This is a genomic window from Micromonospora sp. NPDC048935 (assembly GCF_043197875.1).
Classification (GTDB): Bacteria; Actinomycetota; Actinomycetes; order Mycobacteriales; family Micromonosporaceae; genus Micromonospora.
In genome coordinates this window covers 129,097-145,025 of sequence record NZ_JBICTZ010000001.1, presented here as the reverse complement: position 1 = coordinate 145,025, position 15,929 = coordinate 129,097, and the positions used below count along the sequence as shown (strand labels likewise).

Annotated in this window: 14 protein-coding genes; 8 read left to right on the top strand and 6 right to left on the bottom strand. The window is 71.1% G+C overall.

The window, feature by feature from the left end; translation table 11 throughout:
- Positions 1–3: 3 nt before the first annotated feature.
- Positions 4–1,035, bottom strand: a complete 1,032-nt coding sequence (locus ACGFIW_RS00640; RefSeq protein ID WP_393310179.1) for a 3-isopropylmalate dehydrogenase — start codon at positions 1,033–1,035, stop codon at positions 4–6.
- Positions 1,036–1,262: 227 nt separating this feature from the next.
- Here ACGFIW_RS00640 and ACGFIW_RS00635 point away from each other — a divergent pair, with 227 nt between their 5' ends.
- Complete coding sequence (locus tag ACGFIW_RS00635) at positions 1,263–2,105, top strand: FAD:protein FMN transferase (RefSeq protein ID WP_393310177.1); 843 nt, start codon at positions 1,263–1,265, stop codon at positions 2,103–2,105.
- Positions 2,106–2,529: 424 nt separating this feature from the next.
- On the top strand, positions 2,530–2,886 hold the full coding sequence (locus ACGFIW_RS00630; RefSeq protein ID WP_357553867.1) for a hypothetical protein: 357 nt from the start codon (positions 2,530–2,532) through the stop codon (positions 2,884–2,886).
- A gap of 114 nt (positions 2,887–3,000) precedes the next feature.
- Here ACGFIW_RS00630 and serA read toward each other — a convergent pair whose 3' ends face one another.
- From serA to ACGFIW_RS00605, 5 genes are all read right to left on the bottom strand, one after another.
- Entirely contained in the window at positions 3,001–4,599 is a 1,599-nt protein-coding gene (serA, locus tag ACGFIW_RS00625) for a phosphoglycerate dehydrogenase (RefSeq protein WP_393310175.1), read from the bottom strand.
- Between the two features lie 539 nt (positions 4,600–5,138).
- A complete protein-coding gene (ilvC, locus tag ACGFIW_RS00620) occupies positions 5,139–6,152 on the bottom strand; it encodes a ketol-acid reductoisomerase (protein WP_393310173.1) in 1,014 nt (337 codons plus the stop codon).
- A 92-nt stretch (positions 6,153–6,244) separates the two neighbouring features.
- Positions 6,245–6,760 (bottom strand): acetolactate synthase small subunit, encoded by a 516-nt coding sequence (gene ilvN, locus ACGFIW_RS00615; protein WP_088946549.1) that lies wholly within the window; start codon positions 6,758–6,760, stop codon positions 6,245–6,247.
- Positions 6,760–8,643, bottom strand: coding sequence for an acetolactate synthase large subunit (locus ACGFIW_RS00610; RefSeq protein WP_393310171.1), 1,884 nt, complete (start codon positions 8,641–8,643; stop codon positions 6,760–6,762). Before ACGFIW_RS00610 ends, ilvN begins: the two co-directional genes overlap by 1 nt.
- Positions 8,644–8,831: 188 nt before the next feature.
- Positions 8,832–11,183 (bottom strand): putative bifunctional diguanylate cyclase/phosphodiesterase, encoded by a 2,352-nt coding sequence (locus ACGFIW_RS00605; protein ID WP_393311205.1) that lies wholly within the window; start codon positions 11,181–11,183, stop codon positions 8,832–8,834.
- A gap of 129 nt (positions 11,184–11,312) precedes the next feature.
- Between ACGFIW_RS00605 and ilvD the strand changes: the two genes are divergently transcribed.
- The 6 genes from ilvD to ACGFIW_RS00575 all read left to right on the top strand — a co-directional run bounded on the left by ilvD (position 11,313) and on the right by ACGFIW_RS00575 (position 15,863).
- Positions 11,313–13,160, top strand: coding sequence for a dihydroxy-acid dehydratase (gene ilvD, locus ACGFIW_RS00600; RefSeq protein ID WP_393310169.1), 1,848 nt, complete (start codon positions 11,313–11,315; stop codon positions 13,158–13,160).
- A gap of 645 nt (positions 13,161–13,805) precedes the next feature.
- Complete coding sequence (locus ACGFIW_RS00595) at positions 13,806–14,234, top strand: hypothetical protein (RefSeq protein WP_393310167.1); 429 nt, start codon at positions 13,806–13,808, stop codon at positions 14,232–14,234.
- 33 nt (positions 14,235–14,267) lie between these two features.
- Positions 14,268–14,531 carry a hypothetical protein gene (locus tag ACGFIW_RS00590; protein ID WP_393310165.1) on the top strand — a complete coding sequence of 88 codons (264 nt, stop codon included), beginning with the start codon at positions 14,268–14,270 and terminating at the stop codon, positions 14,529–14,531.
- Between the two features lie 15 nt (positions 14,532–14,546).
- Positions 14,547–14,807, top strand: a complete 261-nt coding sequence (locus ACGFIW_RS00585) for a hypothetical protein (protein WP_393310163.1) — start codon at positions 14,547–14,549, stop codon at positions 14,805–14,807.
- The gene (locus tag ACGFIW_RS00580) at positions 14,804–15,451 is read left to right on the top strand and encodes a hypothetical protein (protein WP_393310161.1); all 648 of its coding nucleotides are present in this window, start codon (positions 14,804–14,806) and stop codon (positions 15,449–15,451) included. Before ACGFIW_RS00585 ends, ACGFIW_RS00580 begins: the two co-directional genes overlap by 4 nt.
- Complete coding sequence (locus tag ACGFIW_RS00575; protein ID WP_393310159.1) at positions 15,435–15,863, top strand: hypothetical protein; 429 nt, start codon at positions 15,435–15,437, stop codon at positions 15,861–15,863. Before ACGFIW_RS00580 ends, ACGFIW_RS00575 begins: the two co-directional genes overlap by 17 nt.
- The last annotated feature ends 66 nt before the right edge of the window (positions 15,864–15,929 follow it).

Genomic DNA, 15,929 nt, shown 5'->3' with positions numbered 1-15,929 from the left:
CGGTCAGGCTACGGCGTGGGCGGCGAGCCGGTCGCCGACCTCTTCGGTACGCAGCGTCGTGCCCGGAGTACGGCTGGCCAGCTCGGCGGCGACCGCGGCGTTGACCCGGGCGGCGGACTCGCCGTGCCCGAGCTGCTCCAGCAGGAGCGCGGCGGAGAGCACGGCGGCGACCGGGTCGGCGATGCCTCGCCCGGCGATGTCCGGGGCGGAGCCGTGCACCGGCTCGAACATCGAGGGGTACGCGCCCTCGGGGTTGATGCAGCCGCTGGCGGCCAGCCCGATCCCACCGGTGACGGCGGCGGCGATGTCGGTGAGGATGTCGCCGAACAGGTTGTCGGTGACCACCACGTCGTAGCGCTGCGGCTGGGTGACCAGGAACATGGCGGCGGCGTCGACGTGCTGGTACTCGGTGGCGATGTCCGGGTACTCGGCCGCGACCGCGTCGAAGGTGCGCGACCACAGCGACCCGGCGTGGGTGAGCACGTTGGTCTTGTGCACCAGGGTGACCTTGCGCCGCTCACGGCGGCCGGCGCGGGCGAACGCGTCGCGGATCACCCGCTCCACGCCGTGCCGGGTGTTCAGGCTCTCCTCCGTGGCGACCTCGGCGGGGGTGTCCCGGTGCAGCGTTCCACCGGCCCCGGCGTAGAGACCCTCGGTGCCCTCACGCACCACCACGAGGTCGACCTCGCCCGGCTTCACACTGGCCAGCGGGCCGGCGACCCCGGGCCAGAGGCGGGAGGGACGCAGGTTGACGTACTGGTCGAAGGCGAACCGGAGCTTGAGCAACAGGCCCCGTTCGAGCACACCCGGCGGAACCGTCGGGTCACCGACCGCGCCGAGCAGGATCGCGTCGTGCCCGGCCAACTCGGTCAGCACCGAGTCGGGAAGGACCTCTCCGGTACGGTGCCAGCGGGCCGCGCCGAGGTCGTACTCGGTGGCCTGCACGCCGGGCAGCACCGCGTCGAGGACCTTGCGGGCCTGTGCGACCACCTCGGGCCCGATGCCGTCCCCGGCCACCACCGCGATCCGCGCCACGACCGCACTCCTCTGCTCAACGGTTCCGTTCTGGGCAACGGTACGTCGCCGTCCCGCCTCCCGGTACGCGGCGTCCAAAATCTGGGAAACAGTAATGCACAGCAGCCTCTCAGCTGGGATTCATGAGGCGATCATATGCGCTGCCTACCCTGGTGGTCGGCGGGTCGTGGGGGCCTGTCGACCACCGGCCGCGACGACGCGGCACCGAGTGCGAGGGGGCAGATGCGATGCGCATCGACGAGCAGCCGCGGACCCGCTGGCCGGACCCGTCGGCGTTCCGCAACCGCCGGCCGGACCTCCGCCTCGGCAGCCGCCGGCACCGCATCGACCCGGCCGGCGCCACCGAGGGCCGGATCGCGGTGCAGCACAGCGTCCGCACGGCGACCGCCGAATACACCCTGCTCCTCAGCGCCCCCGAGTGGCTCGGCCGCCGGGGCGTGGGCGAGGCCCTGCGGGACAGCGTCGCGGAGTTGCGCGCCATCGACCTCACCTACGGCCCCAACCGACCGGAGAGCCTGGTCTCCCGGCTGCGTCGAGGCGAGATCAGCCCGGACTCGTACCCCCCGCTCGCCGACCTGGTGGATCGCTGCGCGGCCATGCGCGCTGCCACCGACGGGTGGTTCGACGCCTGGGCGGTGCCCGGCGGCTTCGACCCGGGTGGCCTGCTCGGTGGCTGGGCTGTGGAACGCGTCGCGCAGAGGCTCCGGGCCGCCGGCATCCACGACTACGCCGTCGTGACCGGGGCCGACCTGGTCGTCCGTGGCCACGCACCGCACGGCGGGCCCTGGCGGGTCGCCGTGCACCACCCGACCGCACCCGAACGCGCGCCACTGGTGCTGGAGATGACCGCTGGCGCGGTCGGCACCTCCGGGGTGAGTGGGCGGCAGGGGCACGTGGTGGACCCGCACACCGGCGAGCCGGCCGACCAGCTCGTCGCCGCCACCGTCGTGGGCCCTGACCTGGCGGTCGCCGATGGCTACGCCACCGCGCTCTACGCCGCCGGCCCCACCGGCCTGGCGTGGTTCCGCGGCAACTCCGAGTATCGCGCGCTCTTCGCACACCGACGCTGAACGCATCAGCGCTGGGCACACCGACGCCGCACCGAGCCCGTCTCGCCGCGGCGTCCCGGCCCGATTCGCACCTCGGTCGCCCGCTGCCGGCGCGCACACCGCCCCGGTGGTCGACGGCCGGTCGGGCTTGCGATCGGCCCCCACGCTCTCGGCAACGACCGTGGGGGCCGATCAGCGACGAGTGCGCGTGGCTCGCACAATCGAGGGGTGCGGACCGGTCGGGTCGGACGTCGACCTCGCCACCCGAAGACGGGCCGGCGCCTCGCACTCGGCCAGTGACCGCAGTACGTACGCTAGCGAATCGACGCAACTCGACGCAAGAGTCTCTACACCGGACCGTCGTGACGGGAGACCCCGACCGCGGCGGTTGACCGGCGGCGAGGCAGTTTCGACATGGTGAACGGCGGATGGCACGCTATCCGCCGTGAGTTTCGATCTGAGCGTGTGGGCCCTGGAGGACGGGGCGACGCCCGAGGACGTACGGACAGCGGTCAACGGTTGCCGACAGGGGCGACACGTGGACCGTTACCCGGACCCGCGGGTGGTCGGCTTCTACCGGGCGATCACCGCCTCCTATCCGGACCGTCACCCCGGCGCGGACAGCCCGTGGGCGGTGGCTCCACTGCACGCCGCCCACGACCATGTCGAGCTGAACCTGCACCCGACCTGCGCGGACCAGGTGCTCCTGGACATCGAGCGGCTGGCCGGCGAGCACGGGTTGATGCTCTTCGACCCGCAGGACGGCTCGGTCTACCCGCCCCCGGCCCGGCTGCCCGGCTGATCGGCGGTCCGGCCCGGCGGGCCGGCTGGTCGACCCGGTGCGGGTTCGACCCCCACCCGGGGTACGACAAAGGGGCCCAGCGGATCGCCGGGCCCCCATGCCGCGTGCCGTGGACTACTCGTCGCGAAGGTCAGCGGCGCTGGCCGCGGTGGCGCCGATCGAGTCGGCGGCCGAGGTGAGCAGGTCGGCACCGAGCGCCTGGTCGACGGTGAGCGTCATCAGCGTCTCGCCGCCCGCCTCACGCCGAGCCACCTGCATGGCGGCGATGTTGATGCCCGACTCGCCGAGCAGGGTGCCGACCGTGCCGACGACACCGGGCCGGTCCGCGTAGCGCAGGAAGAGCAGGATGCCCTCGGCGCCGATCTCCACGTCGAAGCCGTCCACCTCGGTCAGCTTGAGCACGTCACGAGCACCCGAGTGGGTGACCGTGCCGGAGACACTTACCGTCCGGCCGTCCGGCAGGGCGCCGCGCACGGTGACCAGGGTGGGCTGCTCGGCCGTCTCGGCCAGGGTCGCCAGGGTGACCTCGACGCCACGCTCGGCGGCCAGGTGCGGGGCGTTGACGTAGGTGACCTGCTCCTCGACGACCGAGCTGAACAGACCCTTCGTCGCGGCGAGCTTGAGCACCGACACGTCGTGCGCGACGATCTCGCCACGGACCTCGACCGTGACGCTCGCGGCGACGCCGCCGGCGACCGCGGTGAACGCCCGGCCGAGCTTCTCGGCCAGCGGCAGCAGCGGACGCACGTCCTCGGCGACCACGCCGCCGGCCTGCACGTTGACCGCGTCCGGCACGAACTCGCCCTGCAACGCGAGCTTGACGCTCCTGGCCACGGCGAGACCGGCCTTGTCCTGCGCCTCGTTGGTGGAGGCGCCCAGGTGCGGGGTGGCCACCACGTTGTCGAAGGCGAACAGCGGCGAGGAGGTGCACGGCTCCTTGCTGTACACGTCGACGCCGGCACCGGCGACCCGGCCCTCGGCGATGGCGTTCGCGAGGGCCTGCTCGTCGACGAGGCCACCACGGGCGGCGTTGACGATGCGAACGCCGGGCTTGACGATCGCCAACTCCTTCTCACCGATCAGGCCCACCGTCTCCGGCGTCTTGGGCAGGTGGATGGAGATGAAGTCGCTCTCCCGCAGCAGCTCCTCCAACCCGACCAGGCGGACGCCGAGCTGCGCCGCACGGGCCGGCTGGATGTACGGGTCGTACGCGATCAGCCGGGTGCCGAACGCGGCGATGCGCTGTGCGAAGAGCACGCCGATGCGACCGAGCCCGACCACGCCGACGGTCTTGCCCTGCACCTCGACGCCCGTGTACTTCGACCGCTTCCACTCCCCCGCCTTGAGCGCGGCACTGGCGCTCGCCGTGTTGCGGGCGACGGCGAGCAGCAGCGCGACGGCCTGCTCGGCGGCCGAGACGATGTTGGAGGTGGGCGCGTTGACGACCATCACGCCCCGCGCCGTGGCGGCCGGCACCTCGACGTTGTCCAGTCCGACGCCCGCCCGGGCGACCACCTTGAGTCGCGGCGCGGCGGCGACCGCCTCCGCGTCGATCTGGGTCGCGCTGCGCACGATGACGGCGTCGGCCTCGGAGAGCGCCGAGAGCAGGGCCGGACGGTCGGTGCCGTCGACGTGACGGACGTCGAAGTCGTGGGCGAGCACCTCGATGGCGGCGGGGGCGAGTTCTTCGGCGATCAGTACGACAGGATTCATCGGTCCTCGTAGAGGTCGTGTTTGCGATCGGCGCGGCGGCCGGGCGCCGCACTGCGCCCTGCGCTGATCCGTGCCGTGGCCGTCAGGTGCCGGCTGCTGCACCTACCCGCGATCGTAGGGGCCGGGCCGGGCGGCGTGTTCTGGTCTGTGGGGTGAGTGCCCTCACACGCCCGGTCGAGCGACGGACATCGACTGTTCACGCGCTCGAAACGGTAACGCCCGCAGGACGCCGACCGCCGACGCCGCACGTGGTTACGCACGGGCGCGTCGACCGCCCGCGCGCCCACAACGCCAAGATCCGCGCAAGATCAGGGAAAAGCTGCCTCCTGAGCCCCCGAGGGGCCACCATCCCTGATCTTGACGCGGGCGCGAGCGCGGGGCGCGAGCGCGGGGCGCGAGCGCGGGCCTGAGCGCGGGGATGGGCGTGCCGGCGCGCGGGCGGGCGCCGACATGGGTGCCGCGGGGAGAGAGCCGCCGGCCCGGGCGCGGCGCTGGGGAGAGCGCCGGCCCGGGGCCGGTAGGAGTTGTCGTCCGAACCGTCAGGCGGTCTCGGTGATCGGGCGGTCGACCCAGCTCATCATGCCGCGCAGCTTCTTGCCGGTCTCCTCGATCGGGTGCGCCGCGCCCTCGGCCTGCCACTTGGTGAAGTTGGGCCGGCCGGCCTCGTCCTCAGCGACCCACTCGCGGGCGAACTCGCCGGACTGGATCTCGCCCAGGATCTTGCGCATCTCGTCCTTGACCCGGGAGTCGATGATGCGGTGGCCACGGGAGAGATCACCGTACTCGGCGGTGTCGGAGATGCTGTAGCGCATCTTCGCGATGCCGCCCTCGTACATGAGGTCGACGATCAGCTTCAGCTCGTGCAGGCACTCGAAGTAGGCGACCTCCGGGGCGTAGCCCGCCTCGGTGAGCACCTCGAACCCGGTCTGCACCAGCGCCGAGGCGCCGCCGCACAGCACCGCCTGCTCGCCGAAGAGGTCGGTCTCGGTCTCCTCGGTGAAGGTGGTCTTGATCGCGCCGGCGCGGGTGCCGCCGATCCCCTTGGCGTACGCGAGGGCGAGGGCGAACGCGTTGCCGCTGGCGTCCTGCTCGACGGCGACGAGGCAGGGCACGCCCTTGCCGTCGGCGTACTGGCGGCGGACCAGGTGGCCGGGGCCCTTCGGCGCGACCATCGCCACGTCCACGTCGGCCGGCGGCTTGATCAGGTCGTACCGGATGTTGAAGCCGTGGCCGAAGAAGATGGCCTTGCCCGGGGCAAGGTTCGGGGCGATGGACTCCGTGTAGATGGAGCGCTGCGCGGTGTCCGGTGCGAGCACCATGATCACGTCGGCCTCGGCGGACGCCTGCGCCGGCGTGAGAACCCGGAAGCCCTGCTCCTCGGCCTTGGGACGGCTCTTCGAGCCCTCCGGCAGACCGATCACCACGTCGACGCCCGAGTCACGCAGCGACAGCGCGTGGGCGTGACCCTGGCTGCCATAGCCGATCACCGCGACCTTCCTGGCCTGGATCAGGCCGAGGTCGGCATCGTCGTCGTAGTACACCTCAACGCTCATGAGAACTTCCCTTTCGTACGACGGCCGGGGCGGCCCGTCGTGGTCTGTGTTGATGGGGTCCGGGGCAGCCCACCGGGGCCGACCGGTGGCGGTCAGGCGGCCCGCAGCGCCGGCCCGGCGGTGATCGAACGCGAGCCGCGCCCGATCGCCACCAACCCGGACTGGACCATTTCCTTGATGCCGAAGGCTTCGAGATCGCGCAGCAGCGCGTCGAGTTTGTCCGGGGTGCCGGTGGCCTCGATGGTCAGCGTGTCCGGTGCGACGTCGACCACCCGGGCGCGGAACAGGTTGACGGTCTCCAGCACCTGGGACCGGGCGGACCGGTCGGCGCGGACCTTGACCAGCAGCAACTCCCGGGCGACCGAGACCTGCGGGTCCAGCTCGACGATCTTGAGCACGTTGACCAGCTTGTTGAGCTGTTTGGTGACCTGCTCCAACGGCGACGACTCGGCGTTGACCACGATGGTGATCCGGGAGACGTCCGGGTTCTCGGTCTCGCCCACGGCGAGACTGTCGATGTTGAACCCGCGCCGGGAGAACAGACCGGAGACCCGAGCGAGCACGCCGGGCTTGTTCTCCACGAGCACGGAGAGGGTGTGCATGGTCATTAAATGTCATCCTCGTCGAAGGTCGGGCGGACGCCGCGGGCGAACATGATCTCGTCGTTGCTGGTGCCGGCGGCCACCATCGGCCAGACCATCGCATCCTTGCCGACCACGAAGTCGATCACCACCGGAGCATCGTTGATCTCCATGGCGGCGGCGATGGTCTTGTCCACGTCGTCGGCATTCTCACAGCGCAACCCGACGCAGCCCAGCGCCTCCGCGAGCTTGACGAAGTCAGGAATGCGGTGCTTGTGCGTGCCGAGGTCGGTGTTGGAGTAGCGCTCGTTGTAGAACAGCGTCTGCCACTGCCGGACCATGCCGAGATTGCCGTTGTTGATGACAGCGATCTTGACCGGGATGCCCTCCAACGCGCAGGTGGCCAACTCCTGGTTGGTCATCTGGAAGCAGCCGTCACCGTCGACCGCCCAGACCACCGTGTCCGGCTTGCCGACCTTGGCCCCCATCGCCGCCGGCACCGCGTACCCCATCGTGCCGAGGCCGCCGGAATTCAACCAGGTGTACGGCTTCTCGTAGGAGATGAACTGGGACGCCCACATCTGGTGCTGGCCCACCCCGGCCACGAAGATCGTGTCCGGGCCGGCGATCTCGCCCAGCCGCTTGATCACGAACTGCGGGGAGAGCGTGCCGTCCGCCGGCTCGTCGTAGCCGAGCGGGTAGCGGTTGCGCAGGTCGTCCAGCTGCGTCCACCAGTCGCCCAGATCGGTGGTACGCCCCGCTGACCGTTCGACGGTCACCGCGGCGATCAGCTCGTCGATGACGTGCTTGGCGTCCCCGACGATCGGCACGTCCACGTGCCGGTTCTTGCCGATCTCGGCGGGGTCGATGTCCGCGTGGACCACCGTCGCGTCCGGGGCGAACGAGTCCAACTTTCCGGTGACCCGGTCGTCGAACCGCGCGCCGAGCGCGACGATCAGATCCGACTTCTGCAGGCCGTAGACCGCGGCGACCGTGCCGTGCATGCCGGGCATGCCCAGGTGCTGCTGATGCGAGTCGGGGAACGCGCCGAGCGCCATGAGCGTGGTGATGACCGGGATGCCGGTCAGCTCGGCCAACTGGCGCAGCCCGTCCGTGGCACCGGCCTTGAGCACCCCGCCACCGACGTAGAGCACCGGCCGGCGGGCGGCGGCCATCAGCCGCGCCGCCTCCCGGATCTGCTTGCCGTGCGGGTGCAGGGTGGGCCGGTAGCCGGGCAGGCCCAGGGTGGGCGGCCAGGTGAAGGTGGTCGACGCCTGGAGCACGTCCTTGGGGATGTCGACGAGCACCGGGCCGGGCCGGCCGGTGCTGGCCAGGTGGAACGCCTCGGCCAGCACCTGCGGGATCTCCTCGGCGTTCTGGACGAGGAAGTTGTGCTTGGTGATCGGCAGGGTGATGCCCTGGATGTCCGCCTCCTGGAAGGCGTCGGTGCCGATCATCGGTCGGGCCACCTGCCCGGTGATCGCCACCATCGCCACCGAGTCCATGTACGCGTCGGCGATCGGGGTGACCAGGTTCGTCGCGCCCGGGCCGGAGGTGGCCATGCAGACACCGACCTTGCCGGTGGCCTGCGCGTACCCGGTCGCCGCGTGCCCCGCGCCCTGCTCGTGCCGGACCAGGATGTGCCGGACGGAGGAGTCGTAGAGCGGGTCGTACGCCGGCAGGATCGCGCCGCCCGGAATGCCGAAGACGACGTCGACGCCGAGCGCCTCAAGGGACCGCACGAGCGAGCCGGCCCCGGAGACCTGGGCCGGAGCGGATGGCCGTACCGCCGGGGTGGCCGGGGTGGCCGCGGGGCGTGCGGCGGCCGGATCGACGTCGACGGTCGGGTCGGCGGCCGCGCGGGCTCGGCGGGCGGAGTGGGCGAGGGTCTCGGGCGTGGGTCTCGTCATGGCGGTTCTGGCCTTCGGCTGGAGTGGCTGGTGGCTAGTCAAGCGATGCGACACGGGCGGGGCCCGCCTCGCCAGGTTCCGATGGCAATAAAAACGGCCCTCGTGCAGATGCACGGGGCCAGCGCACTCTCAATGAGGGAGAGTGCGCTCAGGTAAGTACTCGCAGCGACCGGTACGACGACATGCGGCTAAGCCTGACGCATCTCACGCGATGAGTCAACTGCTCCCACATGTTGGTCAACGGATGTCGGCGCGTCGCCCGACGACGCGCCATCGGCAGGCGGCGTGACCTGTGCGTACCCACCCGGAACCCGGCGTGGCGCGGGCAGCGGCGCGGACCGCGCGCCCGGTGACGTGGCCGCCTCCAGCATCGCCTCCAGGTGCTCGGCCGGCACCCCCCAGCCGAAGAGCGCGCCCTGGCCGAACCGGCAACCGGCGGCCACCACCGCGGCCAGTTCGGTCGGCGCGGTCACCCCCTCGGCGATCACCTCCAGGCCCAACTGGTGGCCCAACCGCATCACGATGTCGACCATCGGGGCGAAGGCCGGGCCGTCCTGGTCGACCGGCCGGACCGGCTCGTGCTCGGCCACCAGGCTGTGGTCGATCTTCAGGATGTCGATCGGCAGCCGCCGCAACTGCCCCAGCGACGAGTAGCCGGCCCCGAAGTCGTCGAGCGCGATCCGCACGCCGGTCAACCGCAGCGCGGTGAGCCGTCGGATCAGCTCGTCCAGGTCGGTGGCGACCGCGTGCTCGGTGACCTCCAGCACCAGCCGCTGCGGCGGCACGTGGTGGGCGCGCAGCGCCTCGGCGACCTGGACCACGTACGCCGGGGCGTGCAGCTCGTGCGGGGAGACGTTTACCGAAACCCAGACGTCGTGGCCGTCCGCCAGCCAACGGGAGAGCTGGTAGCAGGCCTGGTGCAGCACCCAGGCCCCCAGCGGGGCGATCATGCCGCACTCCTCGGCGAGCGGGATGAACTCGTCGGGACCGACGTTGCCCAGCTCGGGGTGGTGCCAACGCAGCAGCGCCTCCGCGCCGACCGGCCGCACCGACGGCAGCGACGCCACCGGCTGGAAGGCCAACCGCAGCTCGTCGCGTTCGATGGCACCACGCAGTTCGTGCTCCACCGTCGTGCGTCGGCGCAGCAACCTGTCGTACGCGGCGTCGTAGCGTTCGATCCGGTTCTTTCCACGCTGCTTGGCGTAGCGCAGTGCCAGGTCGGCGTGGCGCAGCAGTAGCTCCACGTCCGGCTCTGCGGCCCACCCGGCCACCCCGATGCTCACCGACAGGAAGACCGGCCCCTCCGGCTCGTCGTACGGCCGGTTGAGCACCCCGAGCAGCCGCTCGGCGACGCGGTCCGCCTCGGCCGGTTGCCCCTGCATGAGGACGGCGAACTCGTCGCCGCCCAGTCGGGCCGCCACGTCACCGGGGCGCAGGTTGCCCCGGAGCCGCCGGCCCACCTCGGCCAGCACGGCGTCACCCACGTCGTGGCCACGCATGTCGTTGACGTTCTTGAAGCCGTCCAGGTCGAGACCGAGCAGCACGCACGGGGTGCCCGCCGCGGCGGCGGCGTGCAGTGCGCGCAGCAGCCCGCGCCGGTTGGCCAACGCGGTCAGCGGGTCGGTGTGCGCCAGCTCGCGAAAGTGCGCCTCCCCCTCGACCAGGCGGCCCGCGTACTCCCGGACGTCGCGAAGAGTGAGGTATTGCCGCGCCACCAGCGCGAAGCCCTCCACGCTGGCGGCCACGACGCCCGGGGCGGTGAAGCGACCGTCCTGGGCGAGGTGGTGCATCGCCGAGGCGGTCATCGCGATCATCGGGGCGATCCCGTACTCGCCGTCCCGACCGATCAGGTCAACCTCGGCCTGCCCCGGCCGGTCGGCGCAGTGCGCGGCGAGCGCGACGGCCAGCAGACCGACGGCGAGCACCGCCGCACCGGTCAGCGCCGTGGTCGGCCCGGCCTGGCAGAGCCCGGCGCTGAGACCCATCCCGCCGCAGGTGACCGCGCTGATGCCGAGGCCCAGCGCGGTGAGTCGCCGGCGGAGCGCGGCCCGGAAGATGACGGTCGCGACGAGGCCGGCTCCGAGCGCGGCACTCACCGTGGCCACCAGGATCGCCGGGCAGGCCATCGGGGTGGCCGCGCCGAGCAACCGGGTGGGCTCGGAGAAGAGGACCCAGCCGACGAACCACAGCGCCGCCGCCACGACCAACCCGTCCAGGGCGAGCCGGGCCCGGCCCGCCACGGTGGCGGCCACGCCCGGCAACCAGAGCAGACCGGCGGCGAAGGCCAGCCCACTCACCGTCGTGCCGATCGCCACAGCGGTCGCCCAGCCGCTGCGCTGCCCCTGCTCGGCGGACCAGTGGTGGTGGGCGCCGAGCGCGGCGACCACCCCGGCCAGCAGGCTGAGCAGTGCGACCCCGGCGGCCACCGCGAGCAGCACGTGTGCCGGCCGACGGGGCCCACCCCGCCGCCCGGCGATCGCGGTCAGCAGCACGGCGGCGGCAGCGGCGACGAGCCCGCTGAGCGCCGCGACAGCGACCATGCCCGGGGGGAGATGCACGCCTCCAAGAGTGCCGGATCGGCGCGCGCCTTGGGGGGCTGGGTGTGCATCTGTTGGGACACGGCGCATACGCGGGAGGGGCGGCGTGGCGACGGTGGCATGCTGGTATGTATGCCTGAGCTGCGATCGAGGACTTCCACACACGGTCGGACGATGGCCGGCGCCCGGGCACTCTGGCGGGCCACCGGGATGACCGACGACGATTTCGGCAAGCCGATCGTCGCCATCGCCAACAGTTTCACCCAGTTCGTGCCTGGTCACGTCCATCTCAAGGACATGGGTGGCCTGGTCGCCGACGCCGTCGCCGAGGCCGGCGGGGTGGGGCGGGAGTTCAACACCATCGCGGTCGACGACGGCATCGCGATGGGCCACGGCGGCATGCTCTACTCGCTGCCCAGCCGCGAGCTGATCGCCGACGCGGTGGAATACATGGTCAACGCGCACTGCGCGGACGCCCTGGTCTGCATCTCCAACTGCGACAAGATCACCCCTGGGATGCTGCTGGCCGCGTTGCGGCTCAACATCCCGACCGTCTTCGTCTCCGGTGGCCCCATGGAGGCCGGCAAGACGATGGCGATCGAGGGTGTCGTGCACAGCAAGATCGATCTGATCGACGCGATGATCGCCTCCTCGAACGAGTCGGTCACCGACGAGCAGCTCGGTGAGATCGAGCGCTCCGCCTGCCCGACCTGCGGCTCGTGCTCCGGCATGTTCACCGCCAACTCGATGAACTGCCTCACCGAGGCGATCGGGCTGGCGCTGCCCGGCAACGGTTCGACGCTGGCCACCCACGCCGCGCGCCGGTCGCTCTTCGTCGAGGCCGGCCGCACCGTCGTGGAGATCTCCAAGCGGTGGTACGACGGCGACGACGACTCGGTGCTGCCCCGTACGGTCGCCTCCAAGGCCGCCTTCGAGAACGCGGTCGCCCTGGACGTGGCGATGGGCGGCTCCACCAACACGGTGCTGCACCTGCTCGCCGCGGCCCGCGAGGCCGAGATGGACTTCGGCGTCACCGACATCGACGCCATCTCCCGGCGGGTGCCCTGCCTGGCCAAGGTCGCACCAAACTCCCCCAATTACCACATGGAGGACGTGCACCGGGCCGGCGGCATCCCGGCGATCCTCGGCGAGTTGGACCGGGCCGGGCAGCTCAACCGGGACGTGCACGCCGTGCACTCCCCCTCGCTGGCCCAGTGGCTGTCCGACTGGGACGTCCGCGGCGGCTCACCGACCCCGACGGCCGTCGAGCTGTTCCACGCCGCGCCGGGTGGCGTGCGTACCGTCGAGCCGTTCTCCACCACCAACCGCTGGTCGTCGCTGGACACCGACGCGGCCGGCGGCTGCATCCGGGACCTGGAGCACGCCTACTCCGCCGACGGCGGGCTGGCCATCCTGCACGGCAACCTGGCACCGGAAGGCTCCGTCGTGAAGACCGCCGGCGTGCCGGACGACTGCCTGACCTTCCGCGGCCCGGCGAAGGTCTACGAGTCGCAGGACGACGCGGTGACCGCGATCCTCGCCAAGCAGGTCGTCGCCGGGGACGTGGTGGTGATCCGCTACGAGGGGCCCAAGGGCGGCCCGGGCATGCAGGAGATGCTCTACCCCACGTCGTTCCTCAAGGGACGTGGGCTGGGCCGGTCCTGCGCGCTGCTCACCGACGGCCGCTTCTCCGGTGGCACCTCCGGGCTCTCCATCGGGCACGTCTCCCCCGAGGCGGCCTCCGGTGGGCTGATCGCCCTGGTCCGCGACGGCGACGAGGTCGTCATCGACATCCCGAACCGCTCGATCGAGCTGAACGTGTCCGCCGAGGAGTTGGAGGCGCGACGGGTGGCCGAGGAGAAGCGCGACAGGCCGTACACCCCGACCGACCGGCAGCGCCCGGTGTCGGCGGCGCTGCGCGCGTACGCCTCGATGGCCACCTCGGCCAGCGACGGCGCCTACCGCCGCGTCCCGGAGTAACCCCCGAGCCGGCGCGGACCCGGCGCCGCACGATCAACACGAGTTCCTTGATGCCGGGGTATCCGGGTCGGCGGGATAGCCCGATATCAAGGAACGCGTGTCGATCGGCCCGCGACAAGCACACCCGGGTAGACCGGCAGAAAGCTCGCGGCGGGATTTCCGCTCCGCCACCTCGGCCAGTCACACGATGCGCGCCATGCGACGCCGCATTCCGGCCCGGCGGACACGGCTGGTGCTCGACACCATCAGCTGCTGCCTGCGGACAGTCCGCGAGGCGTACATCTGCAACTCGAAGTCGTAGAAGTCGTCGAGGCCGTCCCCGACAGCCGGGCCACCGGGTTCGCCAGTCCGGCGCACGCGATCCCAGTGCCCGCTCACGGACGGTCCACCACCAGAGCCCGCCCCCGGCGGCCACAAGGACGAGGCTGGCCACGATCGAGGCAGCGGCCCACGGCTCGGAGACGACAGTCCCGGCGCCACCAACCGGAATGGCGGCCACGATGAGTGCCTTCGCCCTGGCCGTGCCACTGAATCCCCGCATGTCTGTCATTGAACGGTCACCCCGCAACCACGAGGCCCCGGCTATCCGGAAGGCGACGAGTTCGGCGATCTGATCCGCGCGATGGCACGGCGTGACTGGGCACGGTGGACCAACTCCTGGACGGGTTGGAGACCTCCGGTTGGCAGGGCGGAAACCAGGTGATCGGTGCGGCGTTCGCCATCGCTGTCGACGACCGCTTCGCCGCCGGGCACTCCGCCACCGACGTCGCTCGCTTCGTCGCCGAGACGCGCACCCCGTTCCCGGGTGCGGAGTCGCTGCCCACCCTAGAGATGGAGGGGCCCGTTCGCGCGGCCCTCGGTGAGGTTGGGCTGATCGATAATCTCAGTTCCGAGACGGCCCTACAGATGCAGATCGTGTTCCTCGGCAAGCTGTTGCAGGACCGCGATCTCACGGAGACGCAGCTTGAAAAGTTCGTCGCTGACGTGGAGCGTACGGCCGCCGACTACCTTGAACCAGCGGGACTGCGTATTGCCTCCATCTCCGATAGTGTCCGTCCGACCACGCAAACGTGAACTCCTTGGCGCGATCGGCAGACGGAGGGCGGCATGGCCAGCATCGAGGAAGTCAAGGCTGCGCTGATGCAGGCCGCCGAGCAGGGCAACGCCACGGTCGGCCAGATCCGGGCCGCCGCCGAGAACACCGAACAGATGCTGACCCGGCTACGTGCCATCTCCGCCGGCACCGGGCACCCGACGATCGCCGAGGCCATCGCCCGCGGTGAGCAGAGCAAGCAGCGCCTGGCCGAAGCCATGGCCCTCGTGCAGGGAAGCTCGGAGGCGGCCCGCCGCTACATCAGCGTCCTCGGCTGAGCCCCGACCACCGCGATGAGCGTTGGTAAGGTCAAGACGTCCCTTCGCGACGCCATTGAGGCCGCTCGCCAGGGACGGCGGGTGTTCGATCAGGCCGTCTCTGACGCGGAGGCAACGACCCAAACGGCGATCGCTCTCCTGCACGGCAGCCAGCACGCGGACGTGACAGCAGCCCGTCAGGCCCTTGCCGCCGCCCGAGCAGAGGTCGAACCCACCCGCCGCCGCTTCGACAGCACCGCCGAACACGCGGCCGACTACCTGACCCGGCTCGGATGACCGGCAGCATCGCCGAGTTGGTCGCGCAACTCCTCGCCGTACGCGCAAAGCTCGACACCGCTGCTGTCACGGCGCTGCGCGCCCGCACGGACGCCGAGCAGGCCCTGGCACGCCTGGCCGAAGTACAGCGGGGTAGCGGTGACCAGCGGTTGGGCGCGGCCATCGCGGACGCCGAGGTGGCCCGCGACAAAGCCGGCCGCTACGCCCGCCTCCTGGCCGACGCCGCCCGACACATCACCGGGTACGTCAAGACCATCGCCCCCGGTGCCGCGACCTCCGGGCCGGCCAGGGATGACGCGTCGCCGTCCGGGGAACGGCTGGTGACCGAGGCCGAGAGGCGTGGGCGACGGGCGGACATCGCTTGGCGCAAACAGATCCAAAAGGCCGACAACACCGAGGACAGCTTGAAGAACGCGGAGACCAACGCCAAGGAGGTCTTCAAGTTTTTCAAGCAACAACGGGACGGCGCCACAAGCGGCACGTCGAGCCCGCAACCTACGCCGGTTCAGGAACGGCAGCAGGTCGACAGCCCGGTGACCGCCGTGGTGATGGCAGCCGGCGCGTTGGCGGTGACCGCAAAGGCAATATGGAACCATGGCAAAGCTCGACGAGCGAGGAGGCGAGACGATGACGATCAAGGCTGAGTTGCCGGAGTACATCCGCACGATGGTGCGCGGTGATCACGCCGCCAACGACGCGGTCGAGGCAAGACTTGACGCCGAGGGGTGGGACGGGCTTCCCCGGTTCCTCGCAGCAGTCTTCTTTCTCGCCGTCGATCGCCGCTTCGGTGAAACCGCCGGGCGTTCCGAGGTCATCACGTTCGTCGGAGAGCTGCGAGCAGGACTCGCAGACGGCGGACCGGAGATCAACGCCGAAGCCGCCGAGATGCTCATCATGTCGGTCATCGATCCGTCGGTCGACTACTCAATCGATCAGGAGATGATCGGTCGCATCCAGGCGGCCACGGTGCAGACGATCCTGACAGATGAGAACCTGACGGACAGCGAGCTGGACGCCCTGCTGGCCGAGGCGGTCCGCATTTCCTCAGGATCCTGAGACGCGTGAGACGACGCTGACAGGGAAAACCGAGGCATTGCTCGTTCACACGGCGTCTGCCGACGT

What these genes read in the sequence shown, in the direction of transcription:
- ACGFIW_RS00635 (WP_393310177.1), top strand. Translation starts at nt 1,263, where the DNA reads ATGCGCATCGACGAGCAGCCGCGGACCCGCTGGCCGGACCCGTCGGCG.
- ACGFIW_RS00575 (WP_393310159.1), top strand. Translation starts at nt 15,435, where the DNA reads ATGACGATCAAGGCTGAGTTGCCGGAGTACATCCGCACGATGGTGCGC.
- ACGFIW_RS00585 (WP_393310163.1), top strand. Translation starts at nt 14,547, where the DNA reads ATGAGCGTTGGTAAGGTCAAGACGTCCCTTCGCGACGCCATTGAGGCC.
- serA (WP_393310175.1), bottom strand. Translation starts at nt 4,599, where the DNA reads ATGAATCCTGTCGTACTGATCGCCGAAGAACTCGCCCCCGCCGCCATC.
- ACGFIW_RS00605 (WP_393311205.1), bottom strand. Translation starts at nt 11,183, where the DNA reads ATGGTCGCTGTCGCGGCGCTCAGCGGGCTCGTCGCCGCTGCCGCCGCC.
- ACGFIW_RS00610 (WP_393310171.1), bottom strand. Translation starts at nt 8,643, where the DNA reads ATGACGAGACCCACGCCCGAGACCCTCGCCCACTCCGCCCGCCGAGCC.
- ilvC (WP_393310173.1), bottom strand. Translation starts at nt 6,152, where the DNA reads ATGAGCGTTGAGGTGTACTACGACGACGATGCCGACCTCGGCCTGATC.
- ACGFIW_RS00590 (WP_393310165.1), top strand. Translation starts at nt 14,268, where the DNA reads ATGGCCAGCATCGAGGAAGTCAAGGCTGCGCTGATGCAGGCCGCCGAG.
- ACGFIW_RS00580 (WP_393310161.1), top strand. Translation starts at nt 14,804, where the DNA reads ATGACCGGCAGCATCGCCGAGTTGGTCGCGCAACTCCTCGCCGTACGC.
- ilvD (WP_393310169.1), top strand. Translation starts at nt 11,313, where the DNA reads ATGCCTGAGCTGCGATCGAGGACTTCCACACACGGTCGGACGATGGCC.
- ilvN (WP_088946549.1), bottom strand. Translation starts at nt 6,760, where the DNA reads ATGACCATGCACACCCTCTCCGTGCTCGTGGAGAACAAGCCCGGCGTG.